Annotated in this window: 15 protein-coding genes; 11 read left to right on the top strand and 4 right to left on the bottom strand. The window is 44.5% G+C overall.

Going from position 1 to position 22,049, the window contains the following annotated elements; translation table 11 throughout:
* The first annotated feature begins 473 nt into the window (after positions 1 to 473).
* From S2091_RS09635 to S2091_RS09625, 3 genes are read left to right on the top strand one after another with little or no spacing between them, the layout of a single operon-like run.
* Positions 474 to 1,220: an IclR family transcriptional regulator gene (locus S2091_RS09635; RefSeq protein ID WP_105531605.1), complete on the top strand. Its 747-nt coding sequence runs from the start codon at positions 474 to 476 to the stop codon at positions 1,218 to 1,220.
* A 22-nt stretch (positions 1,221 to 1,242) separates the two neighbouring features.
* Positions 1,243 to 2,058, top strand: a complete 816-nt coding sequence (gene hutG / locus S2091_RS09630) for an N-formylglutamate deformylase (RefSeq protein WP_105531604.1) — start codon at positions 1,243 to 1,245, stop codon at positions 2,056 to 2,058.
* A gap of 2 nt (positions 2,059 to 2,060) precedes the next feature.
* On the top strand, positions 2,061 to 3,431 hold the full coding sequence (locus tag S2091_RS09625; RefSeq protein WP_105531603.1) for a formimidoylglutamate deiminase: 1,371 nt from the start codon (positions 2,061 to 2,063) through the stop codon (positions 3,429 to 3,431).
* 218 nt (positions 3,432 to 3,649) lie between these two features.
* Here S2091_RS09625 and egtB read toward each other — a convergent pair whose 3' ends face one another.
* Positions 3,650 to 4,990, bottom strand: coding sequence for an ergothioneine biosynthesis protein EgtB (gene egtB / locus S2091_RS09615; protein ID WP_105531601.1), 1,341 nt, complete (start codon positions 4,988 to 4,990; stop codon positions 3,650 to 3,652).
* A 513-nt stretch (positions 4,991 to 5,503) separates the two neighbouring features.
* Here egtB and S2091_RS09610 point away from each other — a divergent pair.
* Complete coding sequence (locus tag S2091_RS09610; RefSeq protein WP_105531600.1) at positions 5,504 to 6,256, top strand: phytanoyl-CoA dioxygenase family protein; 753 nt, start codon at positions 5,504 to 5,506, stop codon at positions 6,254 to 6,256.
* A gap of 6 nt (positions 6,257 to 6,262) precedes the next feature.
* Here the strand turns inward: S2091_RS09610 and lysA are convergent, their stop codons facing one another.
* A complete protein-coding gene (gene lysA / locus S2091_RS09605; protein ID WP_105531599.1) occupies positions 6,263 to 7,504 on the bottom strand; it encodes a diaminopimelate decarboxylase in 1,242 nt (413 codons plus the stop codon).
* A gap of 140 nt (positions 7,505 to 7,644) precedes the next feature.
* Here lysA and S2091_RS09600 point away from each other — a divergent pair, with 140 nt between their 5' ends.
* Positions 7,645 to 8,091, top strand: a complete 447-nt coding sequence (locus S2091_RS09600; protein ID WP_243405382.1) for an Lrp/AsnC family transcriptional regulator — start codon at positions 7,645 to 7,647, stop codon at positions 8,089 to 8,091.
* Between the two features lie 10 nt (positions 8,092 to 8,101).
* On the opposite strand, the gene S2091_RS09595 is transcribed toward S2091_RS09600, so the two are convergent.
* Positions 8,102 to 8,779: a c-type cytochrome gene (locus S2091_RS09595; protein WP_243405381.1), complete on the bottom strand. Its 678-nt coding sequence runs from the start codon at positions 8,777 to 8,779 to the stop codon at positions 8,102 to 8,104.
* Position 8,780: 1 nt separating this feature from the next.
* The gene (locus S2091_RS09590) at positions 8,781 to 10,115 is read right to left on the bottom strand and encodes a cytochrome C (RefSeq protein ID WP_243405380.1); all 1,335 of its coding nucleotides are present in this window, start codon (positions 10,113 to 10,115) and stop codon (positions 8,781 to 8,783) included.
* Between the two features lie 216 nt (positions 10,116 to 10,331).
* Here S2091_RS09590 and S2091_RS09585 point away from each other — a divergent pair, with 216 nt between their 5' ends.
* From S2091_RS09585 to S2091_RS09560, 6 genes are all read left to right on the top strand, one after another.
* A complete protein-coding gene (locus S2091_RS09585; RefSeq protein ID WP_105531598.1) occupies positions 10,332 to 10,823 on the top strand; it encodes a peroxiredoxin family protein in 492 nt (163 codons plus the stop codon).
* Positions 10,824 to 11,278: 455 nt separating this feature from the next.
* Positions 11,279 to 13,048 carry a DUF4382 domain-containing protein gene (locus S2091_RS09580; RefSeq protein WP_105531597.1) on the top strand — a complete coding sequence of 590 codons (1,770 nt, stop codon included), beginning with the start codon at positions 11,279 to 11,281 and terminating at the stop codon, positions 13,046 to 13,048.
* A 194-nt stretch (positions 13,049 to 13,242) separates the two neighbouring features.
* A complete protein-coding gene (trhA, locus tag S2091_RS09575; RefSeq protein ID WP_105531596.1) occupies positions 13,243 to 13,860 on the top strand; it encodes a PAQR family membrane homeostasis protein TrhA in 618 nt (205 codons plus the stop codon).
* 314 nt (positions 13,861 to 14,174) lie between these two features.
* Entirely contained in the window at positions 14,175 to 15,560 is a 1,386-nt protein-coding gene (gene dbpA / locus S2091_RS09570; protein ID WP_105531595.1) for an ATP-dependent RNA helicase DbpA, read from the top strand.
* A 480-nt stretch (positions 15,561 to 16,040) separates the two neighbouring features.
* On the top strand, positions 16,041 to 17,522 hold the full coding sequence (locus tag S2091_RS09565) for a hypothetical protein (RefSeq protein WP_133166892.1): 1,482 nt from the start codon (positions 16,041 to 16,043) through the stop codon (positions 17,520 to 17,522).
* Positions 17,523 to 18,533: 1,011 nt separating this feature from the next.
* A complete protein-coding gene (locus tag S2091_RS09560; RefSeq protein ID WP_105531593.1) occupies positions 18,534 to 21,497 on the top strand; it encodes a TonB-dependent receptor domain-containing protein in 2,964 nt (987 codons plus the stop codon).
* The last annotated feature ends 552 nt before the right edge of the window (positions 21,498 to 22,049 follow it).

Raw genomic sequence — 22,049 nt, 5'->3', positions numbered from 1 at the left:
ATAAAAATTGATACACCATCGTTGACTACCTAATCGCAGTAATTGGCATCGGTGAGTGATGATAATACGTTGCGTAACATATGTGGCAAGTTTGTTATAAATATTGAGTACACTGCAATTAAATTGCTTCCAGTCTACAAAATTCAAGGTTGGGTCAATTCTCAATAAAATTTGAGAAATTGAATGGCTATGGAGCACTTCTTATATACCCTCAACTATGTTTTTTAAAATTAGCGTATCAAATGGCTTTGCCTGCGACAAAAAAGCATTTTTTAGACAGTATATAAATATCAAAAATATAGCTAATACGTTAATCTATAAAATAATACTAGAGTATGTAAAAAGTAAAACACCAATAAATAAATCGTAATTTAATCAAGTAAACCGCCAGCATTCCCGCTAAATGGGAATATAAGCTTGAATTTATAGAATGAACTGCTAGGATGGTAAGCACATTATCAGCCCAGTAGCTTATGCCCAATAGCCCATCCTCTTCTTCTGTTATCCCAACTGGCGAACGCGCGCTGCAGGTGCTTGCGCTCGTAGCGCGGCATGGCAGTTCGCTGACGGCACGGGAATTGGCAACTCAAGCCAAATTACCCTTAAGCAGTTTGTATCGGCATCTGGCTTCATTAAAGAAATGGGGTTTGGTGCAAGAGCACGGGCAAAGCGGGCTGTATCAACCGGGGCCGCTCAGTTTGCAACTGGCCTGGGGTTTTGATCATCATTCCTATTTAATGCAAGTCGCGCATGCGGAAATGGTTAGTCTGGTTGAAAAATCGGGCGAAAGCGTTGGTCTGCTGGTGTATCTGAATGGGCAAATAATTTGTCTGGATATGCTGGAAAGCCAGCAAGCCTTACGCTGCTCGTTTTCAAAAGGGCGAGCTAATTCCGTTGTGCATGGCGCGTCTGCCAAAGCGTTGTTGGCGCATTTACCGGGCGCGTTACTTGCCGCAATTTTGGCAGAGCATCCAACTGAAGCGCAGTATTTACCTGCGCAATTAGAGCAGTGTCGGCAACAAGGCTATGTGGTCAGTGTGGGTGAAGTGGATGCGGACGTATGGGGTGTGAGCGCGCCAATTTTTTCGTCAAAAAAACGCGTGGAATGTACGATTTCGCTGATGGCGCCAAACGCCCGTGCTCAACTTCGCGAACCGGAATTAATCGAGCTGACACTTGCGGCCGCAGCGCGCATCGGTCGTCAACTATCCGATTTTTAAATTTTCTTTTTTAGAGTTAATCATGACAAACCCATTTCACTTTAAAGCCGGCCACGCGCCGTTACTGATTTCCATGCCGCACGTTGGTACTACTATTCCAGCCGAGATCGGCGCAGAAATGGATGATATTGCGCAAGTTAAAAAAGACACCGATTGGCATTTGCCGCTGTTGTACAACATGGCCGAGCAATTAGGTGCATCGGTAATTAGTGCGGAATATTCACGGTATGTGATTGATTTAAATCGACCTAAAGAAGACAGTAATTTGTACCCCGGTCAAGACACCACCGGCTTGTGCCCGGTCGATACGTTCGGAAAACAAGATTTATACCGGGCTGGACATCTGCCTGATGCTCCACAAATTGCCGATCGTATCGAAAAATACTGGCAGCCGTATCACAGCCAACTCAGTAGCGAACTGGCGCGCATTAAAGCGCAACATGGTGTTGCAATTTTGTGGGATGCGCATTCGATCGCGTCGGTAGTGCCGCGCTTTTTTAATGGCAAACTGCCTGATTTTAATTTTGGCACAGCCGATCAAAAATCCTGTGCGTTGGAATTACAAGCGGAGCTGGCGGAGTTGATGCAAAAATCTGCTCATGCCACATCATTTAGCCATGTCTTCAATGGTCGTTTTAAAGGCGGCTACATAACTAGGAATTACGGTAATCCAGCCAATAATATTCATGCAGTGCAGTTGGAAATGAGCCAATGTGTGTATATGAATGAAACAGCCCCTTTTGCATACCGGCCTGATTTGGCGGCGCAGGTTCAGCCATTGTTGAGCGAATTATTAGCGGCTTGTTTGAGCTGGGCAAAAACACGGAGTAAGGAATAAGCATGAGCATTAACACGACATTATTTGCACGTAACGTTTGGTTAGCCGATGGCTGGGCCGAAAATGTACGCCTACATTGGAATGCAAGCGGCGATTTAACTCAAATTGAACACAATGCAAGCGCCGCTCTGCATGAAGTTATCGAGCAGTTCGTATTGCCCGGCATGGTCAATTTACATTCTCATGCGTTCCAGCGCGCCATGGCCGGCATGACTGAAATTGCTGGCGAAGGTCCGGACAGTTTTTGGACCTGGCGCGACTTGATGTACCGCTTTGCGCTCGCCATTAATCCTGAACAGATTCAGGCGATTGCGGCTCAGCTGTATTCAGAATGTCTGCGCCACGGCTATACCTCGGTGTGTGAATTCCATTATTTACATCGCGCTCCAGATGGTGCTTTTTACGCCAACATGGCAGAAACTGCGCAGCGCGTTATGGCTGCCGCACAAGCTACAGGTATTGGCATGACGATGTTGCCCGTGCTGTACAGTTATGCCGATTTTAATCAGCAGCCGTTACGCCATGAACAGCGCCGGTTTGCGACTAACCCAGAACAAATTTTGCAATTGGTAGAATTATTAGAGCCACTGCGTAATGGACAGACCGAAGTGGGCGTTGCACCGCATTCCTTACGCGCTGCTTCCACCCAGCAAATTAGTGAGTTGGTTCAGGCATTACCACCGCAGCGACCAATTCATATTCACATTGCGGAGCAGCAAAAAGAAGTGGATAGTTGCGTTGCGTTTTCAGGCAAGCGTCCGGTTGAGTTGTTGTTTGATACGCAAACGGTGAATGAACGTTGGTGTTTGGTACATGCCACTCATTTGTCTGACGGTGAAGTGACTCAGATCGCTAATAGTCGCGCCGTAGCGGGAATTTGTACCAGTACCGAAGGTAATTTGGGTGACGGATTTTTTCTTTTGCCTGATTATATTGCCCAGCAAGGCCGTTTTGGTATTGGCAGCGATAGCCATGTCTCGCAAAGCCCGATTGAAGAATTACGCTGGCTGGAATACGGTCAACGTTTGCGCGCTCAGCGCCGCAATATGTCTAGCGTCGCTGGTCAGCGCCGGATCGGTGACTTTCTATGGCAAGCTAGTCTGGAAGGTGGAGCACAAGCTTCTGGCAGAAAAGTGGGTAGTTTGGCCGCTGGAATGCGGGCTGATTTATTGGTGCTCGATGCTAATCATCCCAATTTGAGCGGGATTGCTGCCAGTGAATTATTGAATAATTGGATTTTTTCCGGTAATGATAATTTGGTGCGGGATGTATTGGTTGGTGGGCAGTGGCGGGTGAAAAAAGGGCAGCATTTGCATCAAGATGCTATTCAGGGGCGGTTTAAACAAACTATGCGGGAGTTACGGGCGTTATAGTTGAATGCAGTTAATTTGCATTATTTACGGCACTGGTTGAAATTTGTATGTGTTGAAGTTGTTTTTGACGTTGAAGTTGTTTTTGACCTACTCCCACTTCTAGTTCGGCCGGTTTTTCAGCGAGAAAAAGGATCAGAAGATCAACTTCAACTTCAAAATCAACGGCAACCGCAACCGCAATACATACAAATTCCGAACAGTATCGTGCGTAACACCAATTAAATAATACTCCGCGCCAACCGAATCCCCGTAAATTGCCAGCGTGTCTGCGTCGGGTAAAAATTACGATAGGTAATCCGGCTATGCGCGGGTGGCGTAGCAACGCTGCCGCCGCGTAATACATATTGATTCACCATCTGGCGTTCATAGTGGTCAACGGCGGCGTCGTTCTTTAGTTTAACGGCCGGATACGGCGCGTAGCTGGATGAAGTCCATTCCCAGGTATCGGTGAAAAACTGTTTTAACCCGGTTGCGGACGATGCTCCTTTAGGGTGCAAAATCAATTCTTCCATTTGCTTATTTGCGTCGACCGGGGCGTCCGTTAATGTCGGTAAGCCAGGCAAGCCGGGTAATTCAGGGATGATCGAATTAGCCGCAAATTCCCATTCAAATTCGGTCGGTAAGCGTGCGCCGGAAAAGCGTGCAAAAGCCTCCGCTTCAAAATACGAAACGTGGCAGACCGGGCGGTTTAAATCCAGCGGCATTAAACCGTGCAGCGTATATTCATGCCAAATGTCATCGATCATGCGCCAATATAACGGTGCTTTAATGTGCTCACGCTGCCGCCATTCAGCGCCTTCTTCTAACCACCACCGTGTTTCCGAATAGCCGCCTGCATTTATAAATGCCAGGTATTCACCATTGGTGATTTTGCGGTCAGCGATCGCAAAGGGATTTAAAAATACTCGATGCTTGGGTAATTCATTTTCAAAGCAAAACGTTAAACCGGGGTGCCCGATATCGGCTTGGCCACCTCTTAGTTCCAGCATTTTTAGCGTAGCAACTTTTTCTGCCGGTGCTAAAGGTTTATTGATATAAGTAGGATGGAAAGGATTCGAGCCTAATAAATGCTTAATATCGGTCAGCATTAGTTCTTGCGTTTGCTGTTCGCGCTGTAATCCTAATTCCAATATTGGATAGGCTTCGTCGGGCATATTTTTGATTAGTGCCATCACGGCATTATCAACATGAGTGCGATAAGTGCGAACCAAAGTGAGGGTAGGGCGGGTAATGACGCTGCGTTGTCCGCGTGGCAAATTCATTCCTGAACTTGGATTGAACAACATGGTAAAAGCAGGATGAAACGGCAAATAATCTTTGACAAAACGCGCCAATAAATATTTTTCAAAAAACCAGGTTGTTTGCGCTAAATGCCATTTGATCGGGCTAGCTTCCGGCATCGATTGCACGGCCATATCTTCTACAGATAAAGAAACCGTCAGGTTGATGCTGTGCTGCCGTATGGATTGATAAGTCTCTGCGAACTGACGTGATGCAACGCCGCCGTCCACGCGCTTGCTGGAGAAAAATTGTTGGTTTTTTGTATAAGAAACATTCATGTCGCTACCTGCCTTATGTACTTTTATTTTGCAAAGAAGGTGGAATCGCTGCTCTTAGGGAACAATTTAGTATAGTAAAAAAATCAGACATTACTAATAGGAAATTTTCAAAAACAAAATTTTTTGAAAATGCACGGCGCTAAAATGCAGCAGCAGATAATTTTTAAAAATGCTTTAAAGTAAAACTGGTATTGCCGTATTGAAATATTGCGTGTTGTCAGATATTTTATTGATTTGTAAGGATGGCGATGCTTTGTCGTTGATTTATTTTGATTTTTTCAAATTATAAAGCCATAGTTGCATTGAAGTCATGCTCAGATAACGCATTTTAAAGTTTGTGTTGTATAAAGTGGTATTGCCGAAAAGCATTAATGGGGCGATGTGTTTCGTGCTGAATGGCGGATTAATTTAGATATAAGTAAGGCCGAAAGCAAGGCTGAATTTACCGCATTAAAGAATGCCGATAGAATGATGCTTCTTGTTCAGCTTTTTGAAAACGTGCCCCTATAAAGTATGCTTACCCCACATCAGCTCGCCAATTTCCAACAAAACGGATTCCTAGTTTTACCTCAGTTAGCGGATTCTGCTTATTGCGCTGAAGTATTAGCTTTTGCGCAAAAACAACTGGCGGATGCAGTGCAGCCGCTGGAATTAGAAGCCGATACCGGTTATTTGGGTGCCCCGGAAAGCAAGGCGCATGCGGGCGGGGAAACAGTGCGGCGGTTATTGCAGGTAACCCTGCGGGGCAGTCTTATTTCAGACTGGGCCACAGGGCCAAGTTTGTCGGAACCTTTAAAGCAATTATTGGGTAACGAAATCAGGCTTTCGCAAGTGCACCATAATTGCATTATGACGAAACAGCCGCGCTTTTCTAGTGTTACTGGATGGCATCGGGATAGCCGTTATTGGCAATTTCAGCGTGCCGAATTAATTTCCGCCTGGTTGGCATTACGCAATGAAACTGTTGAAAATGGTTGTTTACTGGTTATACCTAGCTCGCACCGAGTGCAAGTTGAGGCGGAAGGTTTAGATACTGCGCAATTTTTGCGGGCAGATTATCCAGCTAATCAAGCATTGCTGGCGCAGGCCGTTGCAGTGCCGCTGAATGTGGGTGATGTACTGCTTTTTTCCAGCAATTTATTCCACGCTGCTGGCCACAATCAAACCGAGCTAACCAAGTTTTCTATGGTGTTTACTTACCGCGCTTTGGATAACCCGCCGCTAGCTGGTAGTCGTTCAGCTAGTTTGCCGGAAATAGCAATATAAGCAGTTTTAATCCAACTCTAACGCAATCAATTCCTGCACCGTCTGGCGACGCCGAATTTTTTTGATGTGTTCACCATCAACCAGTATTTCAGGAATTAATGGACGGGAATTGTAGTTGGACGACATCGAAGCGCCATACGCGCCAGCGTCATGAAACACCAGCAAATCGCCAATTTCGCACACGGGTAAATCTTGGCTGACTACTTCGCCGCCTTCTTCCTGGGTAAACACATCACCGGATTCGCATAGCGGTCCAGCTACCACGGTGGGGCGTAATGCACCGGCGCGTGGCGTTCCGTCTGGCGCATGAGCGCTAATGCGATGGAAGCTGCCATACATGGCGGGGCGCGCCAAGTCGTTAAAGCCCGCATCAACTAAAGCAAAAAAGTTACTGCCAACCTGTTTTTGGGCGCGTAATTCAGATACTAGCAAGCCCGATTGTGCGACTAAAAATCGACCCGGTTCAATTTCCATATGAACGGAATGCCCCAGCATCTTTTCAATCTGTTGCCGCGCTGCATCCCAAATTTGAAAGTAATGTTCAGTATCGACGTCCTCTTCGCCCACACGGTAAGGAATCGACAAGCCGCCACCAACGGAAATCGCGTCAATATCCAAGCCAAATTTACGTACATAGCGCACTTGTTGCGTCATTGCTTCACATACACTTTGTAAATGTGCGTAGTCCACGCCGGAACCGATGTGCATGTGCAGGCCGATTAATTTCAAGCCGGTTTGCTGAATAATTTGCAGGCATTCAGTTAAATGCTCATGCCAGATGCCATGTTTGCTTTGCTCGCCGCCAGTATTAGTTTTACGGCTGTGTCCGTGCCCAAAGCCGGGATTAATACGCAACCAGACCGGATGCCCGGGATGTGCCGCGCCTAATTGCTGCAACATTTGAGGTGAGCCGCAATTGACGGGGATATTCAGTTCAACAACCCGGGCAATGGTTGCTGTATCAAGTAAATCCGCGGTGAATACGATGGGTGAATGCCCAGCGTCGCCAGGATTAAATCCTGCCACTAAAGCACGTTCAATCTCACCAAGTGAAACCGAATCCACCATTACGCCTTGTTCGCGCATTAAGCGTAATAAATGTGTATTTGAGCAGGCTTTTTGTGCAAAACGGATTACATCAAACTGGCGTAAGCGGGAGATTTGGCGACGGATTGAGTCGGCATCGTAGATCCAGCACGGGGTGTGAACTTGGGTTGCAATTTGGGCAATTTGTTGCTGGCTAATCATGGTAAAGGTGCACAGTAGAAGCGCATATCGAATAAGGGAAGAGCTATACTATAGTCAGTAAACTTGCTAAATTGAAGGTGAGTTCAAAGGGGATTTTCTTAATTACCCTTGGTTTGATATAAATTACCGGACATTTGGCTATGAATGCAAAAATCGACAACTACGATCAGAAAATCCTCGGATTACTTCAGCAAGATGCACGGATCAGTCATGCCGAAATCGGCCGGCAAATCCATTTAAGCCAGCCCAGCGTTTCGGAGCGGATCAAACGCTTAGAAAGTAGCGGCGTGATTCGTGGCTACCATGCCAACATTAATCCCGACGCATTCGGCTATCAAATAACGGCGATGATCCGGCTTTCCACTCAACAAGGTCGCCCGTATGCCGACTTTGTTGCCACGCAGCCAGAAATTATTGATTGCTACACAGTCACTGGCGAAGACGGTGCAGTCATGCGCGTGCTGGCAACCGATGTGGCACATTTGCAGCGTTTAATTGATAAATTAAACCGCTACGGTTCCACCTCCACCGCCATCGTACTGACTACCCATGTGGCAGGGAAGGCGGTGAGTATGCCGGTGGCTTAAGTGCGTTTATTCATTTAGGCATCGGTGCCATCGATTCCAAATACGCAGCCACATTCGCTATACTTTCTGGCGTGAGATTGTGCGTAACGGCTTTCATTGCTATGCCATCTGGTCGTTGGTTGGTGAGCTGAAATACCATTAACTGCTTAACTAGGTAATCGGCATGTTGTCCTGCCAGACGTGGAAATTGATCCGCGCCTTCTGCATGAGCGCCGTGGCAGGCGGAACAGGCCGGAACGCTTTGAGCCTCTATGCCCTGTTCAAAAATAGTGCGCCCATCTGTCAACATGGCCGGCGTACCCGCCTTATCTACATTGCCAGACGGTGGTGGCAGGCTGGAAAAATAACTCGCCAAACCATTAATCTGAGCATCGCTCAGGTGCGAACTCAGACCCCACATATATTCAAAACCTTCCGGATCAGAGCGACCGTGGCTTCGGAATGCGGTAAGTTGGTTCACTATATAAGGTTGGGTTTGCGCGGCTAGATTAGGAAAGTTCGGCGAAGTGGAAACGCCGTGCATGCCGTGGCAATTGGAACATACCTGCAGTGCGGTGGTGCTGACAGGAATACTGGCGTCATTCAAGTTGCGTGAACGTTCTGGCGACGAGCAGGCGGAGATCGCCAGAATGGCAGAAAGCGCAACTAATTTGCTTAAATTAAGATGGTTCATAGTAAGGATGTTCATTTTAATACGCTCCCCACACATATAAAAACGCGGTGTTGTTGTCTTTGGCATTGCGGCCCGCCCCGTCGTAATTATTGCTTGCGCCATCAAACCGTTGGAAAGCGTAATACTGCAAGCCGATCCGAATATTTTGGATCGGTGTCCAGAAAACTTCCGGAGTCCAGCCACGGGTATCCGGGTTAGCCGTTGGGTTGGAATAAAGGGTCGGGTCCGATGTGCCGGTGGTGCTGAAATAACTCAGGCTACCGCCATATTTTGCCTGGTAAATGTAGGTCCCCTTCATTCTTAATTGACGTAAGGTATTGCTTGGATTGGTGGCAATCCCAGTAACATCACCGTTATTAATGGTTTCTTTTATATAGCTAAATTGAGCGGAAGCAGTGTGCGGATCAAGTAAATATTGGTACTGTGCATCGACGCCGCGATCATGGTATTGAATCGTCGGGCCGCTGGGATTGGTATTGTCAGGGTAGATGTTGGCGTTCAGCCCAAACATGCCGAGCATGACATTGTGTGCTCCCCATTCATGGGTAAGCGCGACACGTATATAAGGATTAGTACCGCTCAGTTTGGTTTGATTTTCGTCCGAAGTGCCTTTACTTAAAAATGACCAGACGCCGTTCGCGGTTTGATAGCCGCCAACTTCGGCATACAGTAGATTATTCCACAGCGCATAGGCATTAATGCCAGCCACTTGCGCGCCTAAAGAACTGACGATAGGCGCTGCATCGGGAGTCGTTACGCCAAATTGGGTAGGCGCATAAATTATCCAGGCAGGAGCCGAATTCCACGGGTCGGAAACGCTGGGATTATTGTTTAGCGTCACGCCAAAAATTAAATCGTTATTGGTATCGATGAGGCGATCAGCGTAGCGTAAATCAAAATTGTCCGATCCCCAGACACCTTGGTAGCCGCTGTCCCCACCATAATTATTGTATGTGGCTTGAGCAAAAATACCGATGTTATCCGTTACTTTGCCAGCTAAAAATACGCTGCCGGTTTGAAATATGGCGACCGCATCTTTGGCAAAGGTGGGATCACTATCTGGATGCAGGCTTTTGGTCAGACTGGCTACGCCCATCACCGAAACGGGAATGGTTCTTGAGCCGATGGTGTAACCAGTTAATTTAAATAAGCGTCCGTACGGGGTGAGTTCAGGAAACTGGCCACCTGCATGGCAAGCTACGCAGTTTTGCCCTGTTTGCCTGGCATAAGCCGGTACGGCGTGTGCAATTAATGGTGTGAGCAGGTTGCTGCAAAGCGTTATTAAGGCAATTAAACGGAGTTTGTTAAACCCTTTGCGTAGTCGGATGCTGGAAAAAATGATTGAATTCACGATGTTTTCCCTTTTCAATTGAGAGGACGTCAATTATTCCTAATAGAAACTTTATAGCCGCTTTATTGCATCAGCATTTGCGGTAAATCAATTGTTGTGAAGGTAGGAGCTCAGATTGCGCAGAAACAACAATGCCCGACATTTTTCCTTTCTACAGCATAGAACAAGCAGGGCTATAATGTGGATCTTCTGCTCCCTGTCTATGAGTTATCCACCATGAATCGTCTAGTGCACCTGCGCAGTTTTGTTTTAGTGTTGATTACGTTGGCAGTGCTATCGGCCTGCAGCAAGCAAGCGGCGCCGAATGTGAGCTTTACCGACTTGAAGGGCACTAAAATTAGTTTGGAGCAACTAAAAGGCAAAGTCGTGATGGTTAATTTTTGGGCGACATCCTGCACAACTTGTGTCGCGGAAATGCCTGAAATGATTAAAACTTACGAAAAATATCACGCACAAGGTTTGGAGTATGTGGCGATTGCCATGGCGTATGACCCACCTAATTACGTGCTCAATTTTACTGAAACCAGACAACTACCTTTTACCGTTACCTTAGACTTCGACGGAAAATTGGCGCAATCATTTGGTGATATCAAACTCACCCCAACGACTTTTTTGATCGACAAGCAAGGCAACATAATCAAAAAATACGTCGGCAAGCCGGAGTTTTCGCAGCTTCACGAATTAATTGAAGCGCAGCTCCGCGTGTAAAAGCGTTATTTTTACAAGTAATCATTTTTTATATAAACGTGCTAAGCCGGGCTATGTATCATCTTGTAGCCCCTCATTTTTATTTTTCTGCTACTTCAATTCCCCTCTTCATTCAGCGCCTCGACTGGCGAAAATTCAATTCACATAACAATCATTATCAAAAAACTTCGCTAAGTAATTTCCACAGTGAATAAATAGTTCTAGCCGGATACAAACGATTACAACTGAGACAAAGTCGCTGTCATTCCTTTTGAAATGCGTTGCGTTGCGTTAGGGCAGGGTGCGGTGGTTTTGTTATGAACAAGACCTACTCCATGTAGCTGCGATAAATGGTTGTGCGATAAATAGTGACGATTATTTCTTCAGGCAACGCCATGCAAAAATTGAAAAGAGTGAACATCAGGTAGCCTAATAATGTGGCTGCATCTTATTAATTACTTTCAGGGGAGAGTCTCATGCAACAGAAAAAACTTGTTCAAGCTCTAGTTAGCATCGGCTTAATCGGCTTGTTAGCCGCCTGCGGTGGCGGCGGTGGTAGTAGTGGAAGTAGCACGGGCAGTTCCGGTACTGGCGTGCCAACCGGCACGACTGGTACGGTTACGATGGGAGTTACAGATGGCCCGTCCGACACGTTTAATCATGTTTGGGTTACCGTAACCTCGATTTCTTTCCATACATCAGCAACACAGATATGGAGCAAAAGCGATGCAACGTGGCAAACAACCACCTTGCCAGCGCCAATTACCATCGATTTGGCCGCATTGAATAACGGTGCGTTGAACAATGTTTTTGCCAATATGACGTTGCCAGTTGGTACATATAAGCAAATTCGTTTTTTCTTTGCCAGTGACTCGGATGCGTTAAGCAGCTCTGCGCAGGCCATTAGCGATAACGAAACAACACCAACGCCATTGCAGTGGAATGACCAGGTGGAATACACCAATACACGTGGCACGGTGAGCGAAGCGCCGCTGGAAATTGCTTATCCAACTCAGGGTATGCAATTACTGGGCACATTTAACGTGACCGCTGGTAGCGCGACGAATTTAGTGACCGATTTTGATCTGGATAAAATCATTGTTCCTTTTAATCAAGATGGTCAACAAGCATTCACTATGCGCCCAGATTTGCGTTATTTCAATTTGACACAATCCGGTGCAATTACCGGCACGATTGATCCAACTAAGCTTTGTCAAACAGTGAGCACTAGTAACTGTGCTTTTAATCTGATTGTGCACGCTGAAACACTGAGTGCTGACGGAACTCGCCACGTAGACGTTCGTTCCACAAACGTAGATCCAGTGACCGGTAGTTTCACCTTGTCACCGCTGAGTTTGGTGGATAGCAATAACAATCCTATTACCTATGACATCGTGGTGCGTGGGCGCAATATGGAAACCATGTTGATTACTGGCGTAACACCAACCGGTACTTATACCGGTACGACAGTCAGTGGTGGTGCGGTGTTGCAATCGACCCCGTTAGAGCCGACGGCAGCGACTGAATATGGCACCAATTTGCTGACCCCACTCAATCCATTGACTAGCGGCTTTGCCGTATTCCAGCAAACCTTGCCAAGTACAGCGGCGATAGCAAACCCTGTACCGTATGAAATCCGTTGGTCAAATACCGATCCTTACACCGGCGTGTTCTATCGTGCCGGATGCTGGAATTCTAACTTTATGTTGACCAATGGATCGATTTCAGTTGCGCCTTATAACGCTGGTAATGCGTTGGTATTTACGTCGGTCACACCACAAGAAGGTAATGGGGGTTATAGCGTTGCGACCAATGAAGTGGTTTATTACAACCTCAGTAACAACTTGCCGCTCGCTGCGCCGACTACGGGCAACATCAGCAACTTTACTCCTCCGACCCCGACATTAGACAGTGGGATTAACCCTGGCAGCATTAGCGGCAATATCGCGATCAGCAATGCAAGTGCTTATGACCACGGCACCTTAGTCATTGCGCGTCTTGGTCAGATTATTACCAGTGTGGATGTCAGCAGTTTGTTAAGCTCTGGTGGCGGGACATTTACGGTTGGTAATATTCCATCCGGTAGTGCCACTGCGGCGGTGCCGGGTGCTTACTACTACTCGTATATTCGCTTATGGAAACATAACGTGAATAAACATGTGAAAATTGTGCCGATCACTGGCTCAATCGATTTACGTACCACCAACAGCGTGACCGGTATGAATGTGACGGTTGCTGCGAGTTAGTAATTTAGCTCTAATTTAGTCATAGCGTGCGCAGAGAAGTTCTGCCCACGGGTTAGCTTAAAAACACTTTGCGTTTTACCGCGCAGAGTGTTTTTTGTTTTTAATAGCTTGGATAAAAATCGGCAAATCCGACATAGTTAAAAAATTCCTGTTATGGTGGCGGCTACAAAAATGCATGGAAGCGATCAAACAGTATGTATAAAGGCGAAAAATTTAACAGCATCAGTCATTTGGTAGGTGCTGGGCTGGTAGTGATCGGCGCATCAGTGTTAATTACAATTGCCGGTTTCACCGGTGACTTTTGGAAGATAGTCAGTAGCAGTGTTTATAGCCTGACTTTGTTGATGCTATATCTGTTTTCAACTCTGTATCACAGCATTCGCGGTAAAGCTAAAGACGTCTTGCAAAAATTTGATCATTGCATGATTTATCTATTGATCGCCGGGAGTTATACGCCGTTTACGTTGGTGACTTTACATGGCACTACGGGATGGAAATTGTTCGGCATAGTCTGGGGTTTGGCGCTGATTGGCATAGTGCAGGAATTGTGGCTGGCTAACCAGGCACGGATTTCTTCTTTGGTGATTTATATTTTAATGGGCTGGTCGGTCGTGCTGTTCATTACGCCGTTAATTGCTGCGTTGGGATGGCATGGGTTTTATTGGTTGGCGGCGGGAGGGATTATTTACTCTGTTGGGATAATTTTTTATGTAATTGATGAGCGGATGCGGCATGCGCATGGGATTTGGCATTTGTTTGTGTTGGGAGGGAGTATTTGTCATTTTGTGACTGTGCTGTTTTATGTAGTTTGATTTGTTGATGTTTAATTTATTACCGCGATTAATTTAATGCTTGGGGTCGGGGGAAGCCCGCCAGCTACTCATTTTTTTGATTCGCCAAAAAAGAGTAAGCAAAAAAAGCGATCCAACGGCCGCTGAATTCCCGAATAATTTAGCTAAATTATTCGGCAGCGTCAGAATGGGAGGTAGGCCAAAATCCAAAAACCACAAACTCAGTATCGACACAAATCTCCTCACATAATCCCATCCATCACCTACAATGCCAACATTACGGGTTCCGCACCGTTTAGCGTTGAACCAATCCACCAAATCACCGAAATAATCTTATGCAAACTGACACTTCTTTTCAATCTCTTGCCTTATCTGCACCGTTACTCGCTAATCTGGATAGTCTGGGTTATACCGAAATGACGCCGATTCAAGCGGCTAGTTTGCCGTTGATTTTGCAACAACGTGACGTGATTGCACAGGCTAAAACTGGAAGTGGGAAAACCGCGGCGTTTAGTTTGGGGATCTTGGCTAAGTTGAATCCGATGTATTTTGCGATTCAGGGTTTGGTTATTTGCCCAACGCGTGAATTGGCTGATCAGGTTGCAAATGAATTGCGTCGTTTGGCGCGTGCCATTGACAACGTCAAAGTACTTACCTTGTGCGGCGGTACGGCCATGCGGCCACAAATTGTGTCGCTTGAACACGGTGCACATATTGTAGTGGGCACGCCCGGGCGTTTAATTGACCATATCAGCCGAGAGACGATTAAGCTCAGTACGGTACAAACTCTGGTGCTGGATGAAGCTGACCGGATGGTAGATATGGGCTTTTATGATGACATTGTGCATATCGTGAATGCCTGTTCACCGCGTCGTCAAACACTGTTATTTTCCGCAACTTTCCCTGATGACATTCGTAAAGCCAGCGAACAGTTAATGCACGAACCGGCCGAGGTTAAAGTGGATTCGCAGCACGCGGCTAACCATATAGAACAGTTGTTTTACTTGGTGCAATCAGAACATCGCAATGCCGCCGTTGCGCAATTATTACGTCACTACCGCCCCGTTTCCACCATTGCGTTTTGCAATACTAAAATCCACTGCCGTGAATTAACTGAAGAATTACAAGCGCAAGGTATTAGCGCATTAGCTTTGCATGGCGACTTAGAACAGCGTGATCGGGATGACGTGCTGGTGCGTTTTGCCAACCAGAGCTGCTCAGTGCTGGTTGCCACCGACGTCGCAGCGCGTGGTTTGGATATTCAAACGTTAGGCGCAGTGATTAATGTGGATGTCTGCAAAGACACCGAAGTCCACATTCACCGCATTGGGCGGACTGGCCGTGCTGGTGAAAAAGGCCTGGCGTTGAGCTTGGCGACACCGGGTGAGAAAAAATGGGTCAAGCTGATTGAGCAATACCAAGGTGAATCAGTGCGCTGGCATGAGCTGGCCGAGTTAGACACATCTAATGATTCAGGGTTACAGGCACCGATGCAAAGTATTTTCATCATGGGTGGTAAAAAAGACAAACTACGCCCGGGCGATTTACTGGGTGCGTTGACTGGCGACGTTGGGCTGAATAAAGAGCAGGTCGGTAAAATTAACGTGTTTGAATTTGTTACTTATGTTGCGTTAGACCGTCGGATTGCTGCAAAAGCGTTAGAAAAATTAAGTAGCAGTAACATTAAGGGGCGGTTGTTTAAAATGCGGATGATAGATTAAAAAAATAGAGTTCAATATTGCCGGACGCTATGATAGTTGATGTATCTTAACAGTGTTGTTATATAGTAAGAAAATTAAAACACCTCCTTTGAGGTAATGCCGTTCAGTTAAGACTGAGCGGCATTTTTTTTGGGGCGATGCAGAATATGGAAATTAACCATTGAATGTAGATCTTTTATAGCTGTAACACGATAAATAGTTGTATTTAATTAATCTAATATAGCCATATTTACGTAATTTTTAATTAATCCCAATGTTTAAAGTAGTGAGAAAGCAACAATATATCAATATGGTTAGAATTTTGTCGAAGAGGCAATCTATTTTGGTTTATGATAATTTCTTATTTGAAATATAAGGAGTGAAACAATCAAACTATGATGGCGTAAGTGTCTGTGTAATGAAGGGAATAGCATTAGTATGATTTTATGTAAATTGCAATTTTGCACTTTATAAATAATGTATATCTAACAATAAAACACTATGAAAAATATGAAAATGGCGAACGAATCTTGGTTAAAGCTAATAGCAGCGGGTAGCCTTTTGAGACAACTACCTATACTAATGCTAATAGTTATTACTTCCATAATAAACAGCAATGCCTACGCAACAACTTCAAGTATTTATGTCACCAATGGTGCTGTTCTTACATATACAGAAACAGCTCGCGCAATAAAAAATGTTGGTTGTTCAGATATTCCGACACTAATTATGTACACTTATGGGTCATTTTCCTATTCCGGTGCCCAAATCACAAATCCGACTGCAGTAGCAACTTTTGAATTCACTGGATGTCAAAATTCTAATTTGATTGATATACCCGCAACGCTAAATCTAAGTAATGGCTGTACAATTTTGGTCAACCCGTCACAGGGAGGGGTTCCAAGTGCATCATTAAGCTGCCCGAACGTCAGTATCCATCCTAAATATGTCATTGTCGGTGTTACCTACGCGCCACCAGGTCCATCAAGCTACGTGCAATACACTCAATCCAACTTGTTTGGAACAACGATTAGCGATAGTCAAACTTACAGTGCACAAACGTCATTAACAACTACGGCAAGTGCGGGATCATTACCTGGTTGGATTAGCGGTAAACTTCAGGTAAGTGCTGGCAGTTCTGCTACTCAGACCCGAACAAGTAGTAATGCCACAACATTGAGCTTTACGAATTTATCGAGCTATAAAGTAATGGGGCCTCCTTCTCCTCCTGTCAGTATTAACACGCCAATTAATCATAATTACGATGTCATCTGGCTCTGGTTGAATCCAGTAGCGATGTACAGTGTAGCGACAAATTATGTTCAATTTAATGGGTTTGCCTATAATGAAGCAGACTTAGCAGGAGTTGATATATATCCAGTCCTTGTCGGTCAACTTAACGGCAGCATTCCGATGGATCCATCATTAGTTCAAGAATTATCTCGTTCATGGGCGAGTGTTCAAACTTTTCCTGCGGGAGACGGTCCCGGTCTGACTCTTGCGGACTTTGCAAATATTCTTGCATCTGATCCATTTACCAATAGCGCCTATTCTGTTTCACCGTCGGCAACCACGTCTGGTGATAAACGCTTTACTCTTACTGGCTCAACTTCAGTAAATGGTGGGGCTCCTGCTCAATCATTTATTTATGCCCCCGGAACCGTTACTGAAACGTATAGCAATACCTACGTCAACTCTACATTGGCAAGTTCTGGTGTTACCAATCAGACAGCTCAAACATATGGTGTAGATTTTACCGTAACAGCAACCACACAATATGGTATATATTCTTTGGATTTGAAGACGAGTAACACACAAACTTGGACTTATCAACAGAGCAAGTCGCTAACTAATACTTCAACGCAAATTGATTTGCTTTCATTGGGTACGCCATGTGCATCCTGCGCTTACACTGGCCCAACTGTTTTTGAAGTATATCAGGACAACATATTTGGTACGTTTATGTTTAATCCTGTTCGTTAACATAGATATTACTTAAAAAGGGCAAGGATTACCGTAAGTGATTACTGTTGAAGCTGCGTTCATTAACAGGAATGGTGTCTTGCCCAACATGAGTCTTATTTTAAAAGAGTTCTGATTGATAATTTAGTATGAAATTCTGTTGACCAATTTCGGCACTATAATTTCTATTTTGCTAACGTTAGGAATGGTACGTCTTCCTGATCTATTTAATTTAAAGCCCTGCCAGTTTGGCGGGGCTTTTTTTTGTAAGTGCGCACGACGGCACACTTATTTGGATGTGGAAGTTCTCTACCTGCACGACATGAGGCGGGTTAGCTGGGTCGGACGGATGTGGCGTTGCCAAAGAGTTACTTTGATACATTAGTGTTGGTTTCGTTGTTGGATACGCAGCGACGCTTCCAGTGTGTTCAATGAACCGCGCGTAGAAGGGAGTCGCAAGGATAGGATGGCAAGAGATCCGCCTCTTACACGCTGATTTATTTTAAAAAGTGTTTACTTGATAGATTGCAATATTTTGTTATTGAAATTCAGTCTGCGTTGTCACATTTAGTTACACTCATGTCTTTGCAGAGTGAATTTTTAACAATTAAATTATTAATCAAAGATTATCAAACAATAATATTTTATCGTTAAACAATTAATATTATATGTTGCTAAAAAGAATTTTCCAACTGACATCAATAGGAAATATTTATAATAGTTTATATCTCATCTAATATTGCTATGAAATTATTAAAATTTAATTAACTTTATTATCGTTTAATAGCAATTTTGTATTTTTTAAATAAGCAAAATTAGCCAAAAACTAAATTTTCTATGGAATTTATTTTTTTAAGCTCAAAGTGTTGTTTTTTGTTTTGTTTCGTAACGGCATGTTGTTGACACGCAATTGTAATAAATGGTTTTATGTGATCCTCAAATTCAATAGTCCTTAAATGAATTTTGAAATGTCGTGGATAAAGCGATGATGTTGGCAATAAACAAACAAATTATATCTTTGGAGAAGTAACGATGATGATGGAAACTATTTTGTCTCGCTCACTGCGCCTGATGTTTTCAGGCAGTATGGCGTTAGGCATAGGCATGCTGGCACAACCGGCATTTGCGCAACAAGCGGACAGCACAACAATCGACACATCAGCACCGGTACAACGTGTTGAAATTACTGGTTCGGCAATTAAGCGTATCGCCAAAGAAGGTGCTTTGCCGGTTCAGGTTTTGACTCAAGCCGATATTAAGAAAACTGGTGCTACATCAGTTACAGATTTAATTCAAAATTTACCTGCAATGCAGGGATTCACTACTGCATCTGCCTCAGTTAATGGCGGCGGCGGCGGTGCTACTTCAGCAGCTTTGCATTCACTGTCAGCACAATACACCTTAGTATTGTTAGACGGAGTACGCATGGCTCCTCAAGGTGGTTCAGTCAATTTGGAATCCATTCCATTGGACGCAATTGAACGCGTTGAAATTTTGACTGACGGTGCTTCAGCACTGTACGGTTCAGACGCTATTGCAGGCGTAGTCAACTTTATTTTGAAAAAGAATAAGACAGACGGCGATGCATACATTACCGCTCAAGATCCACAACATCCAGGTGGACGTAGTTGGAGTGCTGGTGTAAGTAAAGGCTTTGGTGATTTAAACAAAGACAATTACAACGTATTGCTTAGCTATAGCCATGACGATCAAAAGCAATTGGAAGCGACCCAACGTAGTTTCTCAGCTAAGGGCGGTCTAATTCCATTTACAGCAAATGGCAAAAATTACGTTTTCAATCAAACTTCGATCAATAGCCCTATCGCCAACTTGTCGATTGTTTCGGCCGCTCCTAGCGATATTAACGGTACAAATGCTACTAGCGCGACTCTCAACCCATATGCCTTAGCAAATGCTGGCAGCTGTGGATCTAATCCTAATTCCTATGCGCATGGTTCTACATGCCGATTTAACTATGCTGCAACAGTACAAGATATTCCATCTTCTGTACGTGATAGTGGATTAGCAAAAGCGACATTTAAGATTGACGAAAATACGACTGCATGGGCAACCATGATGGTGTCACGCTATGCAATGACAGCGCAATATGCTGCATCCGCACAGCCATTCGCTATTAATTCAACTAATCTTGCCGGTGTTAACTCAACAGCCTATCAGAATCTGTTTACAACGTATGTTCAGCCATATTTAACGCAGACCGGTACTGTGATAACTGGCAAAAATGGTGGTGGTGTTACGGCGTATTACCGTACTGTTGCCATGGGCGGAAGAACTGATGATTATCAAACAGATGCACATCATTTTTCAGCAGGTATTTCAACTGCAGTTGCTGGCTGGGATCTGAATGGTGTTGTTACGTTATCTAATAGCGTATTGAAAGATACCGCAGCAGGCGGCTATGGTAATTTTAATGAATTCAATGCTCTGGTTGCTTCAGGTGCTTATGACCCAGTCATGAATACTGGCGGTGCATCTCTGCAAGCTGCGGAGATTACTGGACAACTGCTGAATAAAACGACATCGAACGACAATACAATCAAAGTTGGTGCTCAGCATGATTTATTTGAATTGCCAGGCGGTTCGTCGATTATTTCTTTAGGCGCTGATTTCCAGCATACTAGTTTGCAAGAATCATATAATCCGTTGCAATTGGCAAATAGTGGTTACGCATCTGCGCCTGCTGGAACAAATGCACAACTCGGTGGTTCTACTGCTCAAGTTCCATTTGATGCTAGCCGTAATAATGAAGGTTTATATGGCGAATGGTTGTTACCGGTAACGAAGACTTTAGAGGGAAATGTAGCTGCACGTTATGACAGTTACTCTAAAGTTTATAGTGGTTATGTGTTTCAAACACCTGCTTTAGGCGGAGCTCAATTACCAAATGCAGATTTGGGTAATACGTTTAGTAAGGCAACATATAAATTAAGTTTGCGCTTTACTCCGACAGATGCAGTTTTGTTACGCGCTTCATATGGTACTGGTTTCAAAGCACCTTCTTTAGGTGATATCGCGGCAACATCAACTTATGCAGGTACCACGGCTGGATCTTATACATGTCCATTCAATACTCCGGCTAGTTGTGCTAATGGTAGTGTTCCTGGTACTCCTCCAGCTCAAGCTAATCCAGTTCAGTATGACCTACTCTCTGGTGGTAACGCGAATAGTGGTTCAGGTGGATTGAAAGCAGAAAATTCCAAGCAATGGACAGTGGGCTTCCGTGTAGAGCCAGGTTTTGGATTAACTGCTGGTCTTGATTTGTGGGATGTTCAAATCAAGGATCAAGTTCTTGGTGCAGGTGTTCCTGAACAAACTGGTTTTGCCAATCCAACGCTTTATTCTTCTTTGTTCGTTAATCCTTACCAAGATCCTGTTGGTCACTATACGACTATTGGTTTTAACCAGGTTCCTCTTAATGGTGGTGTAGCAAACTACCAAGGTATTGATTGGGATTTTGCTGAAAAATTAAAGACCCCTGTAGGCCCGCTTTCGTTGGCTTGGAATGGTACATATATGATGAAGCAAAACTATACGTTCCAACAAAATGGTCCAGTTTTGACGGATTTGGGCACATTTGGTCCTGATAACAGTGTTGTCTTCCGCGTTCAAATGCGTGCTGTAGCTTCGTTGACTACCGGCAACTTTACTAACAACTTGTCTGCTAACTATAAATCAGGCTATCACGATGAGTTTTACGGCGCAAATACTGGCGCAGTTAAAGTTGTTAATGCAGATGGTTCAATGACAGCTGTTGATTACACTGGTCACGTAGGTTCATACACTACGTTTGACTGGCAAGGTCGTTACGACTACAGCAAAGCGTTGAATTTCACTGCTGGTATCAAAAACCTGTTTGATAAAAATCCGCCATTGTCATTAGTTAATGCCGGCGGTGGTAATCAAGTTGGTTACGATGGTCGTTACGCAGATCCATTGGGTCGTGCTTTCTACTTAACAGGCCACTACCATTTCTAATCTAGTTGGAAATTGTTAGGGTAGTTAATTAGTTGGACTTAAAAGGCGCTTTCATATTTATGTGGAAGCGCCTTTTTTATTGTGTAATACATATAAATATCCGAATAAAGGAAAGTTGACATATCTGAATAACGTTAGGTTACCGCAAAAAGTTCACATGACTTAATTGCTATTCTTTCTGCCGCGCTGAATCTACAATTCGCCGCTAAAAAGAATTCCATTCTCGCTCCCCCTATCCGCATTAAATAAAGTGCAATTAAGCATTTTTATTGAGCACGTATTTTTTAACTCCAGGATCAATGGCGTTAAGAAGATTTCCCCCAATTAATATCGGACAGGCCAATCCAGTTAAATAGAAAAAATTATCAAAATGTAGAGTCGTGCTGTTATTGAAAATACACGGCTAACTTTGCTCGGAACTAACTTACAAAAATTACTTTTGATTGCTTTCGAGAATTATTTGTTACGTGACCTTTTTCCAGCAATTTCAAGGTCAATCTCAATCTGTTTGGTTTCATTTAGTTACATTTTTTCTGTAATTCAATATTGATT

The sequence above is a fragment of the Solimicrobium silvestre genome (genome assembly GCF_002976435.1).
Taxonomy (GTDB): Bacteria; Pseudomonadota; Gammaproteobacteria; order Burkholderiales; family Burkholderiaceae_D; genus Solimicrobium; species Solimicrobium silvestre.
This window is presented reverse-complemented; position numbering and strand designations above follow the sequence as displayed.